Here is a 22,618-nt window from a genome sequence, read left to right as displayed (position 1 = left end):
CGCACCATCGAGTGTCGCGACCTTGTGTGATTACGGCATCTTGCCATTCGGACTGAGACATTCAGGGTGCCCGTCAGGTCAAAATCGCATAACGGGCGGCGGGGGTGGCCCAACAGGACTACGGGGAAGGGGCTTCAAGGCCGCAGATACTGCCGTGACCTGGCCTTTTCGCCGCAGTTTCTACGGAGCGTCTCGCCCACCGGACATCAAGGTTTGGACTTTTCGCCAAAAGCGGGGCAAGCGGCCTACGATTGAGCGGGAATCGACTCGTCTGGGCGAGCGTTCTTCGGGTAGAACAGATCCTTACACCCCTCATCCGGGGCTCAGGGCGCGCGTGCGGCGCGCCCGCGCGTACGAACCTCCCCTCCGCGGAGACGGGCCAACCGTCGATGCGGAGTACGGACGCGGTGCCCGCCCACCCCTTAACCAGGAGTGGCCACCCTCAACGATTCAAAGGACTTAAGGGGTCACACACAGTGGCAGCGGAGATCATCAACCCTCGCAGTGACAGCGTCACGGACAACAACCCGGACGCGGTGTTCGCGCTGCACCGGGGCGGCAAGATGGCCATCCAGGCCACGGTGCCCGTCAACGACAAGGACGACCTGTCCCTCGCGTACACGCCCGGCGTGGCGAAGGTGTGCAGCGCCATCGCCGAGCAGCCGGAGCTGGTGAACGAGTACACCTGGAAGTCCAACGTGGTCGCCGTCGTCACCGACGGCACGGCCGTGCTCGGACTCGGTGACATCGGCCCCGAGGCGTCCCTCCCCGTCATGGAGGGCAAGGCCATTCTCTTCAAGCAGTTCGGTGGTGTGGACGCGGTTCCGATCGCGCTCGCCACCAAGGACACGGACGAGATCATCGAGACGGTCATCCGGCTCGCCCCGTCCTTCGGCGGGGTCAACCTGGAGGACATCTCGGCCCCCCGCTGCTTCGAGATCGAGCGGCGCCTCCAGGAGGCGCTGGACATCCCGATCTTCCACGACGACCAGCACGGCACGGCCATCGTGACGCTGGCCGCGCTGCGCAACGCCGCGAAGCTCACGGGTCGCACCCTCGGCGACCTGCGTGCCGTGATCTCGGGTGCGGGCGCGGCGGGCATCGCCATCGCCAAGATCCTGGTGGACGCGGGCATCGGCGACGTCTGCGTCACCGACCGCAAGGGCGTCGTGTCGGCGGACCGTTCCGACCTGACCGACGTCAAGGCGGAGATCGCGGGCCTGACCAACAAGACCGGCCAGACCGGTTCGCTGGAGCAGGCCCTCGCCGGCGCGGACGTCTTCATCGGCGTCTCCGGCGGTACGGTCCCGGAGGAGGCGGTGGCCTCGATGGCGAAGGACGCCTTCGTCTTCGCCATGGCCAACCCGATCCCGGAGGTCCACCCGGACGTCGCGCACAAGTACGCGGCGGTCGTGGCCACGGGCCGCTCGGACTTCCCGAACCAGATCAACAACGTGCTGGCGTTCCCGGGCATCTTCGCGGGCGCCCTCAAGGTGCGCGCGACCCGGATCACCGAAGGCATGAAGATCGCCGCCGCCGACGCCATCGCCGGCGTCGTGGGTGACGAGCTCGCCGCCGACTACGTGATCCCGTCGCCGTTCGACGAGCGCGTCGCGGAGGCCGTCGCCGCCGCCGTCGCCGCCGCCGCGAAGGCCGACGGCGTGGCCCGCCTGGCCTGACCGCCGCGCGAGCTGTACGGGCAGAGGCCCGGCCGGATCCCTCCGGCCGGGCCTCTGCTTTTTTGACGCGCCGCTCGCGCGGTGCGGCCCTGACGGGCCCTACCGGCCTCGCGCCGCTGCTCCGGGCTCCGCCCGTCGTTCCGGGCCGGCCCGCGATGGTGCGACGAAAGCCTCACCACCACGGTCACGAGAGGGCTGGAACCCTGCCCTACCGAGCGGTAGCGTCGCGGCATGTTCGCTGCCTACGCCGCCCGAATCGACCGTGACCAGCCGCTGAACGGCCTTGTACTGGGCGATCGCCCGGCACCGGAGGCCCGGCCCGGCTGGGTGACCGTGAACGTCAAGGCCGCCTCCCTCAACCACCACGACCTGTGGTCGCTGCGCGGGGTGGGCCTCGGCGAGGAAAGACTCCCGATGATCCTCGGCTGCGATGCCGCCGGGATCGACCAGGACGGCAACGAGGTCGTCCTGCACTCCGTGATCGGCCAGAGCGGCCACGGGGTCGGCCCCGACGAGCCCCGCTCGATCCTGACCGAGCGCTATCAGGGGACCTTCGCCGAGCAGGTGACCGTCCCCGCGTGGAACGTCCTGCGCAAGCCCGCCGAGCTGACCTTCGAGGAGGCCGCCTGCCTGCCGACGGCCTGGCTGACGGCGTACCGGATGCTGTTCACCAATGCCGGGGTCCGCCCCGGGGACTCCGTGCTCGTCCAGGGCGCCGGCGGCGGGGTGGCGACCGCCGCGATCGCCCTCGGCAAGGCGGCGGGCCTGCGGGTCTTCGCCACCAGCCGGGACGAGGCCAAGCGCAAGCGGGCCGTGGAGCTGGGCGCGGTGGAGGCGTACGAGCCGGGCGCGCGGCTGCCGCAGCGGGTGGACGCGGTGATCGAGACGGTGGGCGCGGCCACCTGGTCCCACTCGGTGAAGTCCCTGCGCCCCGGCGGCACCCTGGTGATCTCCGGCGCCACGAGCGGCGACCGCCCGGCGCACGCCGAGCTGACCCGGATCTTCTTCCTGGAACTGAAGGTGGTCGGCTCGACGATGGGCTCGAAGGACGAGCTGGAGGGCCTGCTGTCGTTCTGCGCCACGACCGGACTCCGGCCGGTCATCGACGAGGTGCTGCCGCTGGACCGGGCGCGCGAGGGCTTCGAGAAGCTCGCGGCGGGTGACCTCTTCGGGAAGATCGTCCTCAACCCGTAGACACACGCGCGTCAACGAAGGTTGACGACACCTCCCGCGTCAACCTAAATTGACAGGCATGACGGAAGCAACCGATCTCGCCGAGCGGGCCGGTGACCGCGACCCGCGCGTGGGCCTGCGTGCCGTGGCCGCCCTCCGCAGGCTGCTGGAGCAGCTGGAGGCGGTACAGGTACGCAGTGCCCGCGCGCAGGGGTGGTCCTGGCAGGAGATCGCGGCCGAGCTGGGCGTCAGCCGGCAGGCCGTGCACAAGAAGTACGGGAGGCTCTGATGTTCGAACGCTTCACGACCGACGCCCGGAACACCGTGACGGGGGCGGCGACCGAGGCCCGGCGGGCCGGGGCCGCGACCGTCACCGAGGAGCACCTGCTGCTCTCCCTGCTGGACCTGGGGGCCTTGGACCGGCTGGGGGTGGACCGCGCGGCGGTGGCCGCCGACCTGACGGCGGCCCGCCGCCGGGGCGGCATGTCCCGGGCGGACGAGGAGGCGCTGGCCGGACTCGGCATCGACCTCACGGAGATCGTCTCCCGCATCGAGGAGACCCACGGCCAGGGCGCGCTCGCGGCCCCCGCGCCGCGCAGGCGGACCCTGCGCGCCTCACTCCGCTCGGCCCTCGGCCGCGACGAGCCGGACGACCGCGCCGGCAGCTACCGGGTTCCCTTCGCCGAGGGCTCGAAGAAGGTCCTGGAACAGTCCCTCCGCATCGCCCTGGCCCGCAAGGACAACCACATCGGCACCCTGCACCTCCTGCTGGCCCTACTCTCCCGCCCCGGCACGGTGTCCGAGGTCCTGACGGACCACGGCATCACCTACGGAACGGCCGAATCGGGCCTGGCCGCCTGACACCCCAGCCCGGCGAATCCAGCCCACCTCCAGCCCCGCCGGCGTTTGAGGCGCGGGGGCTCGGGGGCGGAGCCCCCTGGGTGTCACCCCGGACGGAGTCTGGGGGAGGCGCGTGCAGCCGAGCCCCCTACCCGGCCCGCAGCGTCGCCCTCAGCCGAGCAACCGCAGCCGCCAGATCCGCACGGGCGTCGGCCACCTGCGCCGAGCTCACCCCGTGATCCCGCGCAGCATCCCGCACCTCGTCGCGGAAGCGGTCCAGCAGCCGGTCGAGATCCCTCGACGGGTCACCGCTGGGCGCCAGATCGTCGGCCCAGCCCGCCTCGGCCTCGGCCTCCGCCGCCGGGGCCGCGGCAGGCCCGGCCGCCGGACCGGACGGCGTCGCACCGCCGCCGAGCCACGCGCCGGCCAGGCTGCCCAGGACGCCGCCGGACTTGGCGAACTGCTCCTGCAGCTGGACCGCGATGCGCTGGACCTCCTCGCGGGCCCGTTCCTGCGCCTCCTTGGCCTGGCGGCGGGCCTGCTGCGCCTCCTCGCGGGCCCGGCGGCTCTCGTCCTTCGCCCGGCGCGCCTGTTCCTTCCACTCCTGCCTCGCCCTGCGCAGCTCCTCCTTGGCCGCCTTCCAGGACTCGTCCTCGACCTGGGTCGCGGACGCCGAGGCCGCCGCCCGCATCTCGCGCCGCAGGTCACCGGCCGCGCCCCGGACGTCGTTGCGGATCTCCGCGGCCAGTTCGGTGACCGAGTCGCGGATCTCCAGCTCCAGGTCGGCGAGTTCGCCGCTGCGGTCGGCCAGCTCGGCGCGGCCCGCCTCGGTGATGGAGTACACCTTGCGCCCGCCCTCGGTGGCGTACGTGACGAGGCCCTCGGCCTCCAGCTTGGCCAGCCGCGGGTACACGGTGCCCGCGGAGGGGGCGTACAGGCCCTGGAAGCGCTCCTCCAGCAGCCGGATCACCTCGTACCCGTGGCGCGGGGCCTCGTCCAGCAGCTTGAGGAGGTAGAGGCGGAGGCGGCCGTGGGCGAAGACGGGCGGCATGTCAGAGCACCTTCTTGTCGAGCGCGGGGGGAGCGGCGGCGGGCGCGGGGGCGTCGGCGTCGGCCTGCGGGCGGCGCAGCAGCGCGATGCCGCCGGAGACGGTGGTGGCCCGCAGGGTGCCGGTGCCGGAGCCGAGCGTGCCGGTGATCCGCTTGGCGCCCAGCTGGCCGGAGACCCGGAGGTCCTCGAAGGCGTTGGAGACGCCGCCGGTGGCGGTGTTGGCCTCCACGCGGGCGTCGGCGGGGTGCGGGAGGCGGATCGCGACCTGGCCGGACACGGAGTTCAGCGCGATGTCCACCGGGCGCGCGGCCGCCGGGTCGGGGTCCAGGTCGAGGAGCATGTCACCGCTGACCGAGTCGGCCCGTACGCTCACGCCCGCGCCGTCGACGACCGTCAGGCCGCCGGACACCGAGTGGAAGCGGAGGTCGCCGGTGACGGACTGGGCCTCGACGCCGCCGGAGACGGTGTGCGCCTTGACCCGGCCGGAGAGCCCGACCAGCGTGGCGTCGCCGGAGACCCCCGTGACATCGGTGCCGCCGGAGATGCCGGAGACGAAGGCGGTGGCGTCGACCGCGGCCACCTGGACCCGGGTGGCGGCGGGGACGGTGAGGGTGATCGCGGCGCTGCGCTCCCAGGCCTTGCGGCCGGCGGCGGAACCGGAGGACCAGGCCTTCCAGGGCTTCGACTCGAACCACTGCTTGAGGCCCTGGGACCCGTTCCAGGGCACGTCCTCGTAGGAGACGGTGAGGATGTCGCCGTCCTGCACCACGTACAGCGGCGGTCCGTCGACCTCGGTCACCTCCAGGCGGGCCGGGCCCTCCTCGGCGGCGACCACGTTCACCGTGCCGCTCACGACGCGTACGCGCAGCTCGGTCACCGGCGCCTCGAAGGCGACTTTCTGCGGTTCGGCGATGTGCCAGGTCGACTGCGAAGGCGACGGCCGGGACGACTGCTCTGCCATGGTGCTGATCCTCCTCGTGCGTTCACGGACCGGGCTCGACGCACGCAACATATCGCGTCTTCTCGAATAACACGATATATCGCGGCCAAGGGAAGTCAAGCCGTGTGCGGGCATGCCGAAAACGCCGGTGAGGCCGGGAAATCCGGCCCCGCCGGCGTTCGGCGCGGGTCAGGGGCGCATGCCCCGGGGGTCCGTCAGGCCGCCAGCAGGGGGCTCGCGTGGTGGTGGAGCCAGGCGCGGTACGGGGGCGTGCGCAGGGCCGCCTCGCGATAGGCGGCGCGGAGGTCCTCGTAGACCTCCGCGTGGGCGCCGGGCCGGGTCGCCAGCAGCAGGCGGACGGCGAGGGGGTCCCCCGACAGCGGCCGGATCGCCATGTCCTCGCGAGGCCCGGACGTCGGCTGGCAGGGCGCGACCGCCTCGCCGGAGATGATCAGCGAGGTCGCCGTGTGGTAGTCGGCGTGGAGGACGGGCGGGTCGAGCCCGGCCCCGGCGAAGACCCGCCGCAGCCCGTCCCACTCGCCGTCGACCGAGGGGTCCACCATCCACCGGTCGGCGGCCAGGTCCCGTAAGGAGACCACCGACTGCCCGGCGGCCGGATGGTCCCGGGGCATCGACACGAACTGCGGCTCCCGCTCCATCAGCACGTGCATCTGCAGCCCGGGCGGCACCCGCAGCGGGCTGCCCTCCACCTCGTGGACGAACGCCACGTCCAGCTGCCCCGAGGCCACCATCCGCAGGAGCGCGTTGGCGGACACGTCCACCACCAGCGAGGTCTCGGTGTCCGGCAGCCGCCGGTGCAGCCGGCGCAGCCATCCCGGCAGCGCCCGGCTGGCCGTGGAACCGATGCGCAGCCGCGGCCCGCGGGCCTGCGCCCGGGCCTCGGCCACCAGCGCGGCCATCTCGGCGAGCAGCGGCCGGGCCCGGCCCAGCACGGTCCGGCCGAAGGGAGTGGGCCGGCAGCCGGTCCGCTCGCGCAGGAACAGCTCGCCGTCCAGGGCCCGTTCGATGCGGCGCAGCTGGGTCGTCAAGGAGGGCTGGCTCACGCCGAGTTGCCGGGCGGCCTTGTGCAGGCTGCCGGTGTCGGCGATGGCGCACAGCGCGCGCAGGTGCCTGACCTCGAGCTCCATGACCCGAGAGTAGGCCGGTCCCGGTGGACCGCACCAGCCACTGATAGCCCCCCGAATCCCGCCATTCTCACGCTAGTTGGGCTGTCGAAATCTTCCCGATAGGCCGGCGCTATCGGGGAGTGACATCATCCGCCGGGCCAGTGAACTCCCGCAGACTCCGGTACCGAACGACCCACCCCCCACCGCACCGGACGAGTAGGAGCTCCCCCACATGCGCCACTCCCGTAAGGCCGTTCTGGCCACGACCGTCGGCCTCGGCCTCGCCGCCGCCCTCGGTGTCACCCCCACCGCCAGCGCCGCTCCCGCCCCCGTCGGCAATGCCGCCGGCTACGCCGCGTACGCGGGCTCGCAGGAGAACGAGGCCGCCAACCGCGCCTTCTTCGAGGCCGTGCAGCGCTCGGTCGCCGAGCAGCGCGCCGCGAACCCCGGCGTCCTGGCCGTGACCGTCACGTACAACACCCGGAACGCGCCCAGCTTCCGCACCCAGATAGCCCGCTCCACGCAGATCTGGAACAGCTCGGTGAGCAACGTCAGGCTGCAGGAGGTGTCCTCCGGCGGGAACTTCTCGTACCGCGAGGGCAACGACTCACGCGGCTCGTACGCGAGCACGGACGGGCACGGCCGCGGCTACATCTTCCTCGACTACCGGCAGAACCAGCAGTACAACTCCACCCGGGTGACCTCGCACGAGACCGGCCACGTGCTGGGCCTCCCGGACCACTACTCGGGCCCGTGCAGCGAGCTGATGTCGGGCGGCGGCCCGGGCACCTCGTGCCAGAACGCCACCCCGAACTCCGCCGAGCGGACGCGCGTCAACCAGCTCTGGGCCAACGGCTTCGCCTCCGGCCTGGGCACGAAGGAACTCGCCGCCAAGAGCTGAGTCACCGCTCCTCGGGGTCCACGTAATCGCGGCATTCCGGGTTCCGGCAGGGGCCGCGGCCCCACACCGGAATGAAGATCCCGAGCGACTTGCGCCGCCTGACCACCGTGTCGACGCGGCGCCCGCACGCCGGGCACGTCTGCTGTTCGTGCCCGGCCTGCGGGGCGATCGTCTCGTGCGCGCGCTGCTGCTGTTCACCGGCCATACCTCCACGGTAGGCCGGTTCGGCGCTTTTGGGGCCGCAGCGGACCGGGGGGCCGGCGGGGTCAGCGCTTGACGGCGTACGAGGTGACGGTCTGGCCGCCGCCGAGGATCTTGACCCCGGTGAGCTCCAGGGGGCGCACCCCGAATCCGGCCCGCGACATCGGCATGCCGGTGCCCAGGAAGATCGGGTAGGTCTTGACGATGAACTCGTCGATCTCGTCGATCAGCTGGGCCGCGAGGTCGGCCCCGCCACAGAGCCAGATGCCGAGCCCGTCCCGGGCCTTCAGCTCGCGGACCTCGGCCGCGACGTCCCCGGAGACCAGCTCGACCTGCGGGTCCGGCGAGGCGATGAGGCTGCGGGAGACGACGTACTGCCCGGGCAGGTGGCCGTAGGGGCTGGTCATGCCCTGCTTGAGGCCGGGCTCGTACGTGTTGCGCCCCATGAGCACCGCGTCGAAGCGCTTCGGCTCGGCATCGGCCAGCCCCAGCGCCACGCGGCCCTGGGCCGAGATGGTCTCCGGGTACTCGGCCTTGAGGAAGTCGATGAACTCGGCATCGAGGTGTGCGTAGAAGAAATCGCCGTCGCCGTCCGGGGCCCCGATGAAGCCGTCGACCGACGTGGCGATGAAGTACGTGAGCTTGCGCAAGCGATTCTCTTCCGTTCGACAGTGCCCCCGCACCGGAGTCACGTCAAGGAAAGTACTGCGCATGGAGTGGTTACGCAAGCCCCCACGCGGCTCCGGTGCGATTCCGGCGCGAATCCGGCACGGTCCCCGCGCACCCCGGCCCGCCTAGCCGCGCGGCTTGCGCCACATCGGCCACATCAGCGGCCCCTCCGGCAGCCGCACCGCCTCCCCCGTGAACTCCCATCCGAGCCGCTCGTACAGCCCCTTGCTGCGCTCGCTGCTCGCCTCCAGGTACGCCGGCACGCCCTCGCGGTCGCAGCGCTCCAGCACCGGCCGCATCAGCTCGCCGCCCAGGCCCTGCCCCTGCCGGCCCGGGGCGACCGCGATCATCAGCAGGTACTCGTGCTCCTCCGCCGTCGGGTGCACCGCGCCCGTCAGCCGGCCGACCAGCTCGCACCGCTCGTTGTCCGGGTCGGCCACCGCGCGCATCCGCGCCGGGATCTCGTCCTCCCCCTCGGGCTCGCCCGCCGGGATCCGCAGCCACAGCGCGGCCGCCGAGCCGTCCACCGCGTAGTCGATCCGGCCGTCGGCCAGCGCCACGTCCACGAAGACGCCGAGGAACTTCCCGTGCACCGCGGCCCGGTGCTCCGGGTCCGGGAAGACCCAGCTGCTCACCGGGTCCGTGCGGAAGGCCTCGTCGAGCAGCCGCGCCACCGCGTCCCGGTCCGACTGATCCGCCTGACGTATCTCCAGCGCCACTGGTCACACCCTTCACTCACGCGTCAACAACCGTGAGCGATCCTAGAGTTGACGCGGAGCCGCGGTAAGACCCGTTCCGGCACCGTGCCGTGCCGGAACAGGCCTTGCCGTGTCCTGCCGACCGCGCCGGGCTCACCGCGTGCGGCGCGTCACGAACTCCGCGAGTGCCAGCAGCCCGCCCGCCGCCGCGAGGTCCGGTACGGCGCGGGACAGCTGCTGGACCGCCCGTCCCATCCGGTCCGCGGCATGGGCCTGCGCCCAGTCGCGCCCGCCGGCCCGGTCCACCGCGTCCGCCGCGTCGCGCACGTCGTCCCCCGTCATGGGACCCGCGTACAGGGCGGCCAGCTGCTCCCCCGCCGCGGTGCCCGAGGTGAGGGCGGCCACGACCGGGAGGGACTTCTTGCGGGCGATCAGGTCGGCCCCGGCGGGTTTGCCGGTGTGCCCCGGATCCCCCCAGATGCCGATCAGGTCGTCGATCAGCTGGAAGGCCAGCCCGGCCTCCCGGCCGAAGGCGTCCATGGCGTCGACCTCGTCCGGCCCGGCCCCCGCGTACAGCGCGCCGAGCGCGCACGCGCAGCCCAGCAGCGCCCCGGTCTTGGCCGTGGCCATGGCCAGGCACTCGTCGAGCGAGACGTCCGGACGCTGCTCGAAGGCACAGTCCGCCTGCTGGCCGGCGCACAGCTCGATGACGCACGCGGCGAGCCGGGACGAAGCCGCCGCGGAGGCCGGATGGGGATCCTCCGCAAGCTGCCGGAGCGCGAGCGCCATCATGGCGTCGCCCGTGATGATCGCGTCCGGAATGCCGAAGACGGTCCAGGCGGTGGCGCGGCCGCGCCGCCGGACGTCCTTGTCGATGACGTCGTCGTGCAGCAGCGTGAAGTTGTGCGCCAGCTCCACGGCCACCGCCGCCCGTACGGCGTCGTCGCCCTTGCCCGCCCCCGGCCCGGCAAGGGCCTGGGCCGCGGCCAGGACCAGGGCCGGCCGGATGGCCTTGCCGGCGTTGCCCTCGGCGGGGGTGCCGTCCTCGCGCTCCCAGCCGAAGTGGTACATCGCCACCCGGCGCATCCCCCCGGGCAGGCTCTCGACCGTCCGGCGCAGCTCCGGGTTGACCGTTCCCCTCGTCCGTTCCAGGAGGGCGGCGGCCTCCTGGCCCTCACCGGTCGCGGTGGCGTTCACCGTACTCAGCGCCAGCGGCCGATCTCGACGTTCTCCAGCACGCCGAGCGCGTCCGGCACCAGCACGGCGGCGGAGAAGTAGGCGGTGACCAGGTACGAGATGATCGCCTGCTCGCTGATCCCCATGAAGCGGACCGACAGGCTCGGCTCGATCTCGTCCGGGATCCCCGGCTGGTGCAGGCCGATCACGCCCTGCTCGTCCTCACCGGTGCGCATGCACAGGATGGACGTGGTCCGGGCGTCGCTGATCGGGATCTTGTTGCTCGGGAAGATCGGCACTCCGCGCCAGGACGGCACCCGGTTGCCGTTGATCTCCACCGACTCCGGGTAGAGCCCCCGCTTGTTGCACTCGCGGCCGAAGGCGGCGATCGCCTTGGGGTGGGCCAGGAAGAGCTTGGAGCCGCGCCGCATGCCGAGCAGCTGGTCCATGTCGTCGGGGCCGGGCGCGCCGTCGTGCGGCTGGATGCGCTGGTCGTAGTCGGCGTTGTGGAGCAGGCCGAAGTCGCGGTTGTTGAGCATCTCGTGCTCCTGGCGCTCGCGCAGCGCCTCGACCGTGAGCCGCAACTGCTGCTCGGTCTGGTTCATCGGGTGGTTGTAGAGGTCCGCGACGCGGCTGTGCACCCGCAGGACCGTTTGTGCAATGGAGAGTTCGTACTCGCGCGGGCGCGCCTCGTAGTCCACGAAGGTGCCGGGGAGGACGGCCTCGCCCTGGTGGCCGGCGGAGAGGTCGATCGCGGCCTCGCCGTACTTGTTGGTGCGCCGGGCGGGCAGCGTCCGTACGTTCTCCAGGTGCTCGCGCAGCGAGTCGACCCGGTCGGCGAGCAGCTGGAAGTCCTGGCGGGTCAGGACCAGCGCGGTGCCGGCGGTGGCGGCGCGGGCGGTGTACTCCCAAATCGATTCTTCATCGACGAGGGAGTCCTCGCCGAAGTACGCGCCGTCGGCCACGGTCTGCAGGACCGCGTCGTCGCCGTAGGGGCCCGGGCCGATCTGGTCGATGCGGCCGTGGGCGAGCAGGAACACCTGGTCGGCGGGGCTGCCGAAGGCGGTCAGCTCGTGGCCGGCCTCGAAGTCGATCTGGCGGCACCGCTGGGCCAGTTCACCGAGGACGTCGAGGTCCTCGTAGTCGCGTAGCAGCGGGAGCTCGCCGAGCTCGGCGGGGATCACCTGGACCTGGGTACCGGTCTTGACGAACTCGACGACGCCGTTGCCGACCGAGTAGCTCAGCCGGCGGTTGACGCGGTACGTGCCGCCCTGCACCGACACCCACGGCAGCATCTTCAGGAGCCACCGCGAGGTGATCTCCTGCATCTGCGGCGCGGACTTGGTCGTGGTTGCCAAGTTCCGCGCGGCCGTCGTCCCGAGACTGCGCTGTGGTGCCTGGGCCTCGGGTTCGGAACCCGCCTGGACCGACATGTATATCCCTTTCGATCACTCCATGGATCTGCAGGATCAGCCTTTCAGTGCAGAACGTGATGGGACCATTACACAAAAGGGTGGGACTACTCCGTCCGCGTGCGGGGCACTCTTTGGGACCCCTCTCCTCCCCCAGCAGCCCCGCGAGCCCCTCACACCCCATCGATTTCGGCCAGGCAGCCGGCGCGCGCCGACCTTAATTTGCACACAAGATGCAAGTTTCCTACGGTGTACCCATGCGGCTGACCCGATTCACCGACCTGGCGCTGCGCGTCCTGATGCGCCTGGCGGTCGAGGAGACCGAACTCCCGACCACCCGTGACGTGGCGGCGACCATGGAGGTCCCGTACACCCACACGGCCAAAGTGGTCGCCAGGCTGCAGCATCTCGGCCTGGTCGAGGCGCGGCGCGGCCGCGGCGGCGGGCTCACCCTGACCCCCGCCGGGCGGGCCGCCTCGGTGGGCGCAGTGGTGCGCGAGCTGGAGGGCGCGGGCGACGTCGTGGACTGCGACGGCACCACCCCCTGCCCGCTGCGCGGGGCCTGCCTGCTGCGCGGGGCGCTGCGCAGGGCTCAGGAGGCCTTCTTCGCCACACTGGACCCGCTGACGGTGAACGACCTGGTGGCGGCCCCGACCGGACCGCTCCTGCTGGGCATTTCCGGCCGGGCGCCGACGGGGGCCGACGGGCCCTGACAACCCGGCCGGATGGCCGGTTCCCGCCGCCCGACGACCTGCCGGGACCACCCCGCCAAGACTTCCGAACAGAAGTCCGCACGAGCTCACGCCTCCATCGGCCGCATATTTCCGCGACCATAAATACGCATCTCAGATACCAATTCATCGCCCACGCAAGGAGTCCCGATGCTTTCCGAGAAGTCGACCGCGACCGTACGCGCCACCCTGCCCGCCGTCGGGGCGGCGATCGGCGAGATCACGGAACTCTTCTACACGAAGCTCTTCGCGGCCCACCCGGCGCTGATCCGGGACCTCTTCAACCGCGGCAACCAGAACGCCGGCCTCCAGAAGCAGGCCCTCGCCGGGTCCATCGCCGCCTTCGCCGTCCACCTCGTGGAGCACCCGGACACCCGCCCCGACGTGATGCTCGGCCGCATCGCCCACAAGCACGCCAGCCTCGGCGTCACCCGCGAGCAGTACGCGGTCGTCCACGAGCACCTCTTCGCGGCCATCGCAGAGATCCTCGGCGAGGCCGTCACCCCCGAGGTCGCCCAGGCCTGGGACGAGGTCTACTGGCTGATGGCGGGTGCCCTCGTCGCCATCGAGGAGCGCCTCTACGCCGAGCAGCAGGTCACCGCCGGGGACGTGTGGCGCGAGTGGACCGTCACCGGCCGGGTGGAGGAGACGGCCGACTGCACCACCTTCCGGCTGACCCCCGCGGACGGCGCCCCCGCACCGGCGTTCAAGCCCGGACAGTACGTCTCGGTCCAGGTCGAACTCCCGGACGGCGCCCGCCAGATCCGCCAGTACAGCCTGTCCAGCCCGCCCGGCTCCCCGGTCCGCGCGATCACCGTCAAGCGGGTCCGGACCGCGGTGGAGGCGGGGCACGACACGCTGGTCACCTTCGGCGGGGCGTACTCGAACCACCTGCGGGCCACCGCGGCCGCCGGGCGGCTGCTGGGCCTGCGGACCGTCGGCGTCGTGCGCGGCGACGAGCTCGCCGGCCGGCCCCTGAACGACTCCCTCGCCCGCTGCGCGGCGGACGGCATGCGGCTGCACTTCGTGTCCCGGTCGCGCTACCGCGCCAAGGCCGACCCGCAGGCGCTGGCACTGCTGCTGGACGAGGCCGGCGCGAGCGGGGCGTACGCCGTCCCGGAGGGCGGCAGCAACGCCCTCGCCCTGGCGGGTTGCGCGGAGCTGGGCCACGAGCTGCGGAGCGCGGCCGACGTGGTGGCCGTGGCCTGCGGCACCGGCGGGACCCTGGCGGGTCTGGCGGCCGGCCTCGCCCCCGGCCAGCGGGCGCTGGGCGTCCCCGTCCTGGCGGGCGGCTTCCTGTCTGCGGAGATACGTTCCCTCCAGACCGAGGCGTACGGCGGCCCGGTCGGCGACTGGTCCCTGGCCGAGGACTTCCACCACGGCGGCTACGCCCGCGTCCCGGCCGTCCTGGAGGCCTTCGCCGCCGACTTCGAGTCCCGGCACGGCCTCCCGGTGGAGCGGATCTACGTGGCCAAGCTGCTGTGGGCCCTCACCGCCCTCACCGCCTCCGGCACCTTCCCGCACGGCACCACCCTGGCCGCGATCATCACGGGCCGCCCGTAGCCGGGCGTCCCGACCTCGCCCGGGGCCGGGGGCGGAGCCCCGGGCAACGGCGCCGCGCCCGGCGCGGTGGCGCCCGGCGCGGTGGCGCCCGGCGCGGTGGCGCCCGGCGCGGTGGCGCCCGGCGCGGTGGCGCCCGGCGCGGTGGCGCCCGGCGCGGCCGCGCCGGGGGACCTGCCGAGCGACCCCGCAGGGGCTACGTCGACTCCCGGTACGCCGCCGCCTCCTCCAGGTCCAGCCTGCGCAGCAGGGCCCGCAGCATCTCGTCGTCGATCCGCCGGCGGTCCCGCAGCGCGACGAAGACCTCCCGCTCCGCCTCGATCATGTCCCGCGCGAGCCTGCGGTAGACGTCGTCCGCCGACTCCCCCGTCAGCGGGTTGACCTCGCCCAGCCGTTCCCACACCGCGTTGCGCCGCCGCTCCAGCACCGTGCGCAGCCGCTCCGCCAGCGGCGGCGGCAGGGTGCTGTTCTCCGGTTCCTCCAGCAGCTCCGCCAGCCGCTCCTCCGCCGCCCGCGAGGCCTCGCTCTGGGCCTGCGCCTCCGCCAGCGTCTCGGCCTGCACGTCCTTGGGCGGCAGCTTCAGCACCCTGATCAGGGGCGGCAGCGTCAGCCCCTGCACCACCAGCGTCCCGATGACGGTCGTGAAGGTCAGGAAGAGGATCAGGTTCCGGTGCGGCACCGAGATCGGCACGGAGAAGGCGATGGCGAGCGAGACCACTCCGCGCATCCCGGCCCATCCCACGATCACCGGGGCCTTCCAGTCGGTATCCGGCTCCCTCGACCGGATCCGCGGGGAGATCCAGCGCGGCACGAAGGTCGCCGGGAACACCCACAGGAACCGGGCCACCACCACCGCGAGGAACACGGCGATCGCGTACCAGGCCGCGTGCAGGCCCTCGTACTCCCCCAGTCCCTTCAGGACCACGGGCAGCTGGAGCCCGATCAGTGCGAAGACCACCGACTCCAGCACGAAGGCGACCACCTTCCACACCGCCTCCTCCTGGAGCCGGGTGGCGAAGTCGACCTGCCAGTTCCGGTGTCCGAGGTACAGCGCGACCACGACCACGGCCAGCACCCCGGAGGCGTGCACCCGCTCGGCCGCCGCGTACGCCACGAAGGGGATCAGCAGCGAGAGCGTGTTCTGGAGCAGCGGTTCCTTGAGCCGCGTGCGCAGGTGGTGGATCGGCACCATCAGCAGCAGGCCCACGCCGATCCCGCCCACCGAGGCCAGCAGGAACTCCGCGATCCCGCCCGCCCAGCCGGCGCCCACCCCGACCGCCGCGGCCAGCGCCACCTTGTAGGCGGTGATCGCGGTGGCGTCGTTCACCAGGGACTCGCCCTGCAGGATCGTCGTGATCCGGTTCGGCAGCCGGAGCTTGCGGGCGATCGCGGTCGCGGCGACCGCGTCGGGCGGCGCGATCACCGCGCCCAGCACCAGGGCCACCGGCATGGACAGCCCCGGCACCAGCAGGTACGCCGCGTACCCGACGGCGAGCGTCGCGAAGAGCACGTAGCCCACCGAGAGCATCGCGATCGGCCGGATGTTGGCACGCAGGTCCAGGTACGAACTGTCCACGGCGGCCGTGTACAGCAGGGGCGGCAGCAGCAGCGGCAGCACGATGTGCGGGTCGAGGGCGTACGAGGGCACGCCCGGGAGGTACGCGGCCAGCAGGCCCGCGGCGACGAGCAGCAGCGGCGCGGGCACGGGCGTACGGCGGGCCAGTCCCGCGACGGCTGCGCTGGCCGCGACGAGCGCCACCAGCGGCAATACCTCCATCGAAGATCCACCTCATCCGTCACGTGCCCGCACCGCGGCTCTACGCTGGTCATCATGAGCGAGTGCACCCATGTTGCCGAACTGCCGCGCCCCGAGCCGGTCCCCTCTGCACAGACCTGTCCCGAATGTCTGGCGCTCGGCAGCCATCCCGTGCAACTGCGGATGTGCCTCGGGTGCGGGCACGTGGCCTGCTGCGACTCCTCCCCCTACCGGCACGCCACCGCGCACCATCAGGAGACCGGCCATCCGGTGATGCGGAGCTTCGAACCGGGTGAGACCTGGCGATGGTGTTTTGTCGACGGTTCGATCGTCTGAAGCGGGGTAGGTCAACCCTCCGCCGGTTCCCCCGATTTGGGCCCCGCAGACCCCTAGCCACTGTGCGTACCCATGGGCTTACCATCAGTCACTGGCCGTAGGCGGGTGTCCAAGCGGGCGCCAAGAGGGGTGCCGCGACACGATCGCCCGGATCGCGATAGCGTCACCGGCGAACAGAGCTCGTACCACCTTGGAGGTGAGGGTGTCCCAGATCGCAGGCGAGCCCGGGACTCAGGACTTCGTGGAAGTCCGGCTGCCCGCTGCGGGTGCCTACCTGTCGGTGTTGCGCACGGCCACGGCCGGTCTCGCAGCACGTTTGGACTTCACCCTCGACGAGATCGAGGACCTCCGCATCGCGGTGGACGAGGCCTGCGCGATCCTGCTCCAGCAGGCCGTGCCGGGCTCCGTCCTCAGCTGCGTGTTCCGGCTGATCGACGATTCGCTGGAGGTGACCGTCTCGGCGCCGACCACCGACGGGCGCGCACCGGAGCGTGACACGTTCGCGTGGACGGTCCTGTCGGCGCTGGCCGGCAAGGTCGAGGCCATGGTCGAGGAGAACCGGACGGTGAGCATCAGCCTCTACAAACAGCGCGGCGCGGGACCAGGCCCGGCGTGAGCGGCGGGGAGATCCCGGTGCGGGGCGGGGATCGGCCCCGGGTACGGCACGAGGTCGACGGCGGCATCCCGGAGCAGCAGCACGCCCGGCCGCACCCGGCTGACGCGGATGCGGAAGACGGCTTTTTGGACTCGGCGGAGCGACGGGCGGGCCCTATGAGCGAGAACCAGCACGACCAACCACAGCCACCGGAGGCCACGGCCCCCGTGGTGCCGGCGGCGCCGGTGTTCCCGGTGACCCCGGCGCTGCCGGATCCGCGCGACCGCAGCGGCGCGCGGGCCCTCTTCATCGAACTGCGGGCGCTGCCCGACGGGTCGGCGGAGAAGGCGGAGCTGCGCAACCGGCTCGTACGGATGCACCTGCCGCTGGTCGAACACCTGGCCAGGCGGTTCCGCAACCGCGGCGAGCCGCTGGACGACCTGACCCAGGTCGCCACGATCGGCCTCATCAAATCGGTGGACCGGTTCGACCCCGACCGCGGGGTCGAGTTCTCCACGTACGCCACGCCCACGGTGGTCGGCGAGATCAAGCGCCACTTCCGCGACAAGGGCTGGGCGGTTCGGGTGCCCCGGCGCCTGCAGGAGCTGCGGCTCTCGCTGACGACGGCCACGGCCGAGCTCTCCCAGCAGCACGGCCGCTCCCCCACGGTGCACGAACTGGCCGAACGGCTGGGGATCTCCGAGGAGGAGGTGCTGGAGGGTCTGGAATCGGCCAATGCCTACAGCACGCTCTCGCTGGACGTCCCGGACACCGACGACGAGTCGCCGGCGGTCGCGGACACCCTGGGCTCGGAGGACGAGGCCCTGGAGGGCGTCGAGTACCGCGAGTCCCTCAAGCCGCTGCTGGAGGGGCTGCCGCCGAGGGAGAAGCGGATCCTGCTGCTTCGGTTCTTCGGCAACATGACCCAGTCGCAGATCGCCCAGGAGGTCGGCATCTCCCAGATGCACGTCTCCCGGCTGCTGGCCCGCACCCTGGCCCAGCTCCGCGAGAAGCTGCTGGTGGAGGAGTAGGACCAGACGCCGGACGTCCGGTTATCGGGCCTGCTCGCCGGGCCCGATACCGAGCGCCTCGGTCGCCGTCGGGTTCACCTGGAGCGCCACGACGGCCACGGCGGCCACGGCCAGCGCCACCGCGGCGGCGACCATCGCGCCGCCGGTGCTGTAGAGGGTCCAGGCCACCGGCAGCGCCATCAGCTGCGTGATCAGCGCCGGGCCGCGGCTCCAGCGGCGGCCCAGGCGCAGCCCGCGGGCGGCGATCAGCGGCAGCGCGGCGAGGGCGAGCAGGGTGAGCCCGCCCGTCTCGGCCTGCTGCGGGGAGTCGGGGTCGCCGGCGATGCCCACGAACAGCATGTAGACGCCGAGGCCGGCCAGTGCCAGGCCTTCCAGCGCGGTGAGCGCGGCGGCGGCGGTCAGCCGGCGGGGCAGCCCGGCGGTCGGGGCGGCGGTCGGGGCGGGGGCCTGCGCAGGCTGCTTCTTACTCACTCCAGCAGGGTAGCGGCGGGCCCCGGACCCCGGAGGGGACGGGCAGTAGGGTCGCCATGAGAAGGGGTGGGTAGTCTGGCGCTCATGCGTGCACTTCTCGTGGCCAACCCAGCAGCGACGACCACCAGTGCGCGCACGCGCGACGTCCTGACCCATGCCCTGGCCAGCGAGATGAAGCTGGAGGCGGTGACCACCGAGTACCGCGGGCACGCCCGGGACCTGGGTCGCAAGGCCGCGCACGAGGGGCTCGACCTCGTCGTCGCCCTCGGCGGCGACGGCACGGTCAACGAGGTGGTCAACGGGCTCCTGCACGACGGGCCCGATCCGGACCGGCTGCCCCGGCTGGCGGTGGTGCCCGGCGGCTCCACCAATGTGTTCGCGCGCGCCCTGGGGCTGCCCAACGATGCGGTCGAGGCGACCGGCGCCCTGCTGGACGCGCTGCGCGAGCGACGGGAGCGGACGGTGGGGCTGGGCCTGGCGGCCGGCACCCCGGGCACGGAGGACGAGTCGGTCCCCGCGCGCTGGTTCACCTTCTGCGCGGGCTTCGGCTTCGACGCGGGAGTGGTGGGGCGGGTCGAGCAGCAGCGGGAGCGCGGCAAGCGTTCGACGCACGCCCTGTATGTACGACAGCTGATGCGCCAGTTCTGGGAGGAGCCGAACCGGCGGCACGGCACGGTCACGCTGGAGCGCCCGGGCGCTGATCCGGTGACGGATCTGGTGCTGTCGATAGTGTGCAACACCTCACCGTGGACGTATCTGGGCAATCGTCCGCTTTACGCCTCTCCGGAGGCATCGTTCGATACCGCGCTTGACGTATTGGCGCTCGACCGTTTGTCAACTCCGGCCGTCGCGCGCTACGCGACACAGCTCCTGACCTCCACTCCTGAGCGGGGTCCGCACGGCAAGCACGCGGTGTCTCTGCACGATCTGACCGACTTCACCTTGCATTCGAAGGTGCCACTTCCGTTCCAGATGGACGGGGACCACCTCGGACTGCGGACCAGCGTTCGGTTCACAGGCGTACGCCGTGCACTGCGTGTGATTGTGTGAGTGGAAGAGCCCGAAGGCCTTTCACTCGAACGTTTACACGCCGGTCCACCCTCGCGATGTAGGGCTGTGACCTAGTAGACACCGACGAATCAAAAAAAACTTTCCGGAAGGGGTTGTATCCCCGTCCGAGGTTTGCGAATCTCTTCATGGCGATCGGGACAGCCCGCACAACCCGGCACCCACACAGATCGCCAGAACCCCTCCACGAATCTCTGACTGATCACCCGCGTGAAACCGGGCGGTCGACCTTCCCTCACGGGGGGATTCGTGAAAGCGTTCACATTCACAAGCAAAGTGCCCGCAATACAAGGAGATGGAGCAGCCATGGACTGGCGTCACAACGCCGTTTGCCGCGAGGAAGACCCGGAACTCTTCTTCCCCATCGGCAACACCGGTCCTGCGCTGCTGCAGATCGAGGAAGCCAAGGCCGTCTGCCGCCGTTGCCCCGTCATGGAGCAGTGCCTGCAGTGGGCGCTCGAGTCCGGTCAGGACTCCGGCGTCTGGGGCGGTCTCAGCGAGGACGAGCGCCGCGCGATGAAGCGCCGCGCCGCTCGCAACCGGGCGCGCAACGCCAGCGCCTGACAACGACTTTCGAGCCTCGACGCGCAGCGCGTAGTACCCGAATAAGCGCTCAGCAACGTGCTCTTGAGCCCCGGACCGATCACCCTTCGGTCCGGGGCTCAGTGCTGTCCCGGTCACGCCGAGTGACATTCACCCGGCCCGCCGCACGTCACCCCGGGTGACGGAGCGTTACCGTCACGACTACTTCTGCGGGCTCGACGGCAGGTCGAGGACGACCTTGGTCCCGCGCGGCTGCGCCCGGACCATGTCGAACGTTCCGCCGAGCTCCCCCTCCACGAGGGTCCGTACGATCTGCAGCCCGAGGTTGCCGGCCCGCTGGGGATCGAATCCCTCGGGCAGGCCGCTGCCGTCGTCGAGCACGGTGATCAGCAGTCGCCCGTCGGTGCGGCCGGTTCCGGTGCGGGTCGCGGCCACCTCCACGGTGCCCCGCTCGCCCTGGGTGAAGGCGTGCTCCAGGGCGTTCTGCAGGATCTCGGTGAGCACCATCGACAGCGGAGTGGCAACCTCCGCGTCCAGGATGCCGAACCGGCCGGTGCGCCGGCAGTCGACCTTGCCCGGGGAGATCTCCGAGACCATCGCGATCACGCGGTCGGCGATCTCGTCGAACTCGACCCGCTCGTCCAGGTTCTGAGAGAGCGTCTCGTGCACGATCGCGATCGAACCGACGCGGCGCACGGCCTCGTTGAGCGCCTCGCGGCCCTGCGGAGAATCCATTCGGCGGGCCTGGAGCCGCAGCAGCGCGGCCACCGTCTGGAGGTTGTTCTTCACCCGGTGGTGGATCTCCCGGATGGTCGCGTCCTTGGTGATGAGTTCACGTTCGCGACGGCGCAGTTCGGTGACGTCGCGGCAGAGCACCAGGGAGCCGATCCGGGTCCCCTTCGGCTTGAGCGGGATCGCGCGCAGCTGGATGACCCCGCCGTTCCCCTCGATCTCGGTCTCCCTGGGGGCCCAGCCGCTGGCGAGTTTGACCAGGGCCTCGTCCACCGGGCCGCGGGAGGGGGCGAGTTCGGCGGTGGTTTTGCCGAGGTGCTGCCCGACCAGGTCGGAGGCAAGGCCGAGCCGGTGGTAGGCGGAGAGCGCGTTCGGGGACGCGTAGGTGACCACGCCGTCGGCATCGAGGCGGATCAGGCCGTCCCCGACGCGCGGGGAGGCGTCCATGTCGACCTGCTGGCCGGGGAACGGGAAGGAGCCCGCGGCGATCATCTGGGCCAGGTCGGAGGCGGACTGGAGGTAGGTCAGCTCCAGCCGGCTCGGTGTACGCACGGTGAGCAGGTTGGTGTTGCGCGCGATCACTCCCAGTACCCGCCCCTCGCGGCGGACGGGGATCGACTCGACTCGGACCGGCACCTCCTCGCGCCACTCCGGGTCGCCCTCGCGCACGATCCGGCCCTCGTCGAGGGCGGCGTCCAGCAGCGGACGGCGGCCGCGCGGAACCAGGTGGCCGACCATGTCGTCCTGGTACGAGGTGGGGCCGGTGTTCGGGCGCATCTGGGCGACCGAGACGTACCGCGTGCCGTCGAGGGTGGGCACCCACAGCACGAGGTCGGCGAAGGACAGGTCGGAGAGCAGTTGCCACTCCGAGACCAGCAGGTGGAGCCACTCCAGGTCGGTTTCACTGAGAGCGGTGTGCTGGCGTACGAGGTCGTTCATGGAGGGCACGTTGCGAGCGTACCCCGGGTACGCGCGATGACTTTCCCCACGACGGTACTCAGGAGTATCCAGGAGGGCCGCGGGCCGCGTACTGTTGGAGGAAGCGACGGGTTTATATGTCCCGTCCTTGGATGGACAGAACAGAATGGTCTAGTCCACAATTGACTAAACTTCCGCCCTCCCCGCACAGGAGGACGGATCGAGGTAAGCCGCGCGCTCTGCCCTGACCGCGCAGGCACCTCCCACCGGCCGTCGGGAACCGCACACCTGTCGGCCGTAAGTACTCCGGGCTACGGTGCCGGATGGGCTGAGGGTCCCGTCCTGCACCGTGGCCCAGAGGAATTTTCGGGCGGATTTCCGGGCCGGAGGCCCCGGTCGGCGACTACGCCGGCGGCCAGGCCAGCAGGGCCCGCGCCGCGACCGCCTCCAGCTCACCGCGGCTCGCCCCGTCACGTGATTGCTGGGACATCCCCTGGAGCACGGCCCCGGCGTACCGGGCCAGCGCCCGTGCGTCCGTGTCCGCGGGCAGCACCCCGGTGGCCACGTCGGCCCGGATCCGACTCTCGAACATCTCCAGGTTGGCGTTGCGCCGGTCACGCAGGGCCGCCGCCACCTCGTCCGCGGTGGTGTTGATCGCGGCGCTGATCACCATGCAGCCGCGCGGGTGGGCCGGGTCGGTGTAGACCTCGGCCGCCTCGCGCAGGATGCGTTCGACGGCGGCCCGGGCGGTGGGCTCCTCGGCGAGCGCCACGCTCGCGAAGTCCCCGTACCGGCCCCCGTACACGGTCACGACCTCGTCGAAGAGCTTGCGCTTGTCGCCGAAGGCCGCGTACAGGCTGGGCGCGCTGATGCCGAGCAGTGCGGTCAGGTCGGAGATGGAGGTCGCCTCGTAACCGCGCTCCCAGAAGGCGGTCATCGCCTTGTCGAGGGCGGCGTCGCGGTCGAAGGAACGGGGTCTGCCGCGCTGTCCGGTCACCATGGCCGCATTC

24 protein-coding genes are annotated in these 22,618 nt (G+C 71.7%); 12 read left to right on the top strand and 12 right to left on the bottom strand.

The features are described 5' to 3' along the window. The first annotated feature begins 476 nt into the window (after nt 1-476). The 4 genes from OG332_RS29305 to OG332_RS29290 all read left to right on the top strand — a co-directional run bounded on the left by OG332_RS29305 (nt 477) and on the right by OG332_RS29290 (nt 3,713). Entirely contained in the window at nt 477-1,679 is a 1,203-nt protein-coding gene (locus OG332_RS29305) for an NAD(P)-dependent malic enzyme (RefSeq protein WP_442816228.1), read from the top strand. Between the two features lie 231 nt (nt 1,680-1,910). After that, nucleotides 1,911-2,873 (top strand): zinc-binding dehydrogenase, encoded by a 963-nt coding sequence (locus OG332_RS29300; RefSeq protein ID WP_327416264.1) that lies wholly within the window; start codon nt 1,911-1,913, stop codon nt 2,871-2,873. Nucleotides 2,874-2,931: 58 nt separating this feature from the next. After that, nucleotides 2,932-3,141 carry a helix-turn-helix domain-containing protein gene (locus tag OG332_RS29295; RefSeq protein ID WP_030013034.1) on the top strand — a complete coding sequence of 70 codons (210 nt, stop codon included), beginning with the start codon at nt 2,932-2,934 and terminating at the stop codon, nt 3,139-3,141. Further along, nucleotides 3,141-3,713: a Clp protease N-terminal domain-containing protein gene (locus tag OG332_RS29290; protein ID WP_327416263.1), complete on the top strand. Its 573-nt coding sequence runs from the start codon at nt 3,141-3,143 to the stop codon at nt 3,711-3,713. Before OG332_RS29295 ends, OG332_RS29290 begins: the two co-directional genes overlap by 1 nt. Before the next feature lie 127 nt (nt 3,714-3,840). Here the strand turns inward: OG332_RS29290 and OG332_RS29285 are convergent, their stop codons facing one another. From OG332_RS29285 to OG332_RS29275, 3 genes are all read right to left on the bottom strand, one after another. Beyond that, a complete protein-coding gene (locus OG332_RS29285) occupies nt 3,841-4,743 on the bottom strand; it encodes a PadR family transcriptional regulator (RefSeq protein WP_327416262.1) in 903 nt (300 codons plus the stop codon). 1 nt (nt 4,744) lies between these two features. Next, nucleotides 4,745-5,704, bottom strand: coding sequence for a DUF4097 family beta strand repeat-containing protein (locus OG332_RS29280; protein WP_327416261.1), 960 nt, complete (start codon nt 5,702-5,704; stop codon nt 4,745-4,747). 194 nt (nt 5,705-5,898) lie between these two features. Next, nucleotides 5,899-6,831, bottom strand: coding sequence for a LysR family transcriptional regulator (locus OG332_RS29275; protein WP_327416259.1), 933 nt, complete (start codon nt 6,829-6,831; stop codon nt 5,899-5,901). A 211-nt stretch (nt 6,832-7,042) separates the two neighbouring features. Here OG332_RS29275 and snpA point away from each other — a divergent pair, with 211 nt between their 5' ends. After that, a complete protein-coding gene (gene snpA / locus OG332_RS29270; protein WP_327416258.1) occupies nt 7,043-7,711 on the top strand; it encodes a snapalysin in 669 nt (222 codons plus the stop codon). 1 nt (nt 7,712) lies between these two features. Here snpA and OG332_RS29265 read toward each other — a convergent pair whose 3' ends face one another. The 5 genes from OG332_RS29265 to OG332_RS29245 form a co-directional block, all read right to left on the bottom strand. Then, nucleotides 7,713-7,916, bottom strand: coding sequence for a hypothetical protein (locus OG332_RS29265; RefSeq protein WP_327416257.1), 204 nt, complete (start codon nt 7,914-7,916; stop codon nt 7,713-7,715). Nucleotides 7,917-7,977: 61 nt separating this feature from the next. Beyond that, complete coding sequence (locus tag OG332_RS29260; protein WP_327416256.1) at nt 7,978-8,562, bottom strand: dihydrofolate reductase family protein; 585 nt, start codon at nt 8,560-8,562, stop codon at nt 7,978-7,980. Between the two features lie 144 nt (nt 8,563-8,706). Next, nucleotides 8,707-9,300: a GNAT family N-acetyltransferase gene (locus tag OG332_RS29255; protein WP_327416255.1), complete on the bottom strand. Its 594-nt coding sequence runs from the start codon at nt 9,298-9,300 to the stop codon at nt 8,707-8,709. Between the two features lie 132 nt (nt 9,301-9,432). Beyond that, on the bottom strand, nt 9,433-10,485 hold the full coding sequence (locus tag OG332_RS29250; protein WP_442816380.1) for a family 2 encapsulin nanocompartment cargo protein polyprenyl transferase: 1,053 nt from the start codon (nt 10,483-10,485) through the stop codon (nt 9,433-9,435). Continuing rightward, nucleotides 10,482-11,888 (bottom strand): family 2B encapsulin nanocompartment shell protein, encoded by a 1,407-nt coding sequence (locus OG332_RS29245; protein WP_327416254.1) that lies wholly within the window; start codon nt 11,886-11,888, stop codon nt 10,482-10,484. The genes OG332_RS29250 and OG332_RS29245 overlap by 4 nt, the downstream gene beginning before the upstream one ends. Before the next feature lie 236 nt (nt 11,889-12,124). Here OG332_RS29245 and OG332_RS29240 point away from each other — a divergent pair, with 236 nt between their 5' ends. Both OG332_RS29240 and OG332_RS29235 read left to right on the top strand, forming a co-directional pair. Beyond that, entirely contained in the window at nt 12,125-12,580 is a 456-nt protein-coding gene (locus tag OG332_RS29240) for an RrF2 family transcriptional regulator (RefSeq protein ID WP_327416253.1), read from the top strand. 168 nt (nt 12,581-12,748) lie between these two features. Next, nucleotides 12,749-14,161 carry a pyridoxal-phosphate dependent enzyme gene (locus tag OG332_RS29235; RefSeq protein ID WP_327416252.1) on the top strand — a complete coding sequence of 471 codons (1,413 nt, stop codon included), beginning with the start codon at nt 12,749-12,751 and terminating at the stop codon, nt 14,159-14,161. Between the two features lie 193 nt (nt 14,162-14,354). On the opposite strand, the gene OG332_RS29230 is transcribed toward OG332_RS29235, so the two are convergent. After that, nucleotides 14,355-15,935, bottom strand: a complete 1,581-nt coding sequence (locus OG332_RS29230; RefSeq protein WP_327416251.1) for a Na+/H+ antiporter — start codon at nt 15,933-15,935, stop codon at nt 14,355-14,357. A gap of 54 nt (nt 15,936-15,989) precedes the next feature. Between OG332_RS29230 and OG332_RS29225 the strand changes: the two genes are divergently transcribed. From OG332_RS29225 to OG332_RS29215, 3 genes are all read left to right on the top strand, one after another. After that, nucleotides 15,990-16,250, top strand: a complete 261-nt coding sequence (locus OG332_RS29225; protein WP_327416250.1) for a UBP-type zinc finger domain-containing protein — start codon at nt 15,990-15,992, stop codon at nt 16,248-16,250. 202 nt (nt 16,251-16,452) lie between these two features. Next, on the top strand, nt 16,453-16,866 hold the full coding sequence (locus tag OG332_RS29220; RefSeq protein ID WP_327416249.1) for an anti-sigma regulatory factor: 414 nt from the start codon (nt 16,453-16,455) through the stop codon (nt 16,864-16,866). Between the two features lie 11 nt (nt 16,867-16,877). Next, nucleotides 16,878-17,876 (top strand): RNA polymerase sigma factor SigF, encoded by a 999-nt coding sequence (locus tag OG332_RS29215; protein ID WP_327419406.1) that lies wholly within the window; start codon nt 16,878-16,880, stop codon nt 17,874-17,876. A gap of 21 nt (nt 17,877-17,897) precedes the next feature. Here OG332_RS29215 and OG332_RS29210 read toward each other — a convergent pair whose 3' ends face one another. Continuing rightward, on the bottom strand, nt 17,898-18,347 hold the full coding sequence (locus OG332_RS29210; protein ID WP_327416248.1) for a hypothetical protein: 450 nt from the start codon (nt 18,345-18,347) through the stop codon (nt 17,898-17,900). An 84-nt stretch (nt 18,348-18,431) separates the two neighbouring features. On the opposite strand from OG332_RS29210, the gene OG332_RS29205 reads away from it, so the two are divergent. Next, nucleotides 18,432-19,397, top strand: a complete 966-nt coding sequence (locus tag OG332_RS29205; protein ID WP_319731296.1) for a diacylglycerol/lipid kinase family protein — start codon at nt 18,432-18,434, stop codon at nt 19,395-19,397. A 324-nt stretch (nt 19,398-19,721) separates the two neighbouring features. Continuing rightward, entirely contained in the window at nt 19,722-19,979 is a 258-nt protein-coding gene (locus OG332_RS29200) for a WhiB family transcriptional regulator (protein WP_003953983.1), read from the top strand. 180 nt (nt 19,980-20,159) lie between these two features. On the opposite strand, the gene OG332_RS29195 is transcribed toward OG332_RS29200, so the two are convergent. Then, complete coding sequence (locus OG332_RS29195; RefSeq protein WP_327419405.1) at nt 20,160-21,629, bottom strand: sensor histidine kinase; 1,470 nt, start codon at nt 21,627-21,629, stop codon at nt 20,160-20,162. Between the two features lie 382 nt (nt 21,630-22,011). Then, nucleotides 22,012-22,608, bottom strand: coding sequence for a TetR/AcrR family transcriptional regulator (locus OG332_RS29190; RefSeq protein WP_327416247.1), 597 nt, complete (start codon nt 22,606-22,608; stop codon nt 22,012-22,014). Nucleotides 22,609-22,618: the final 10 nt, after the last annotated feature.

The organism is Streptomyces sp. NBC_01233 (assembly GCF_035989305.1).
Lineage (GTDB): Bacteria > Actinomycetota > Actinomycetes > Streptomycetales > Streptomycetaceae > Streptomyces.
This window is presented reverse-complemented; position numbering and strand designations above follow the sequence as displayed.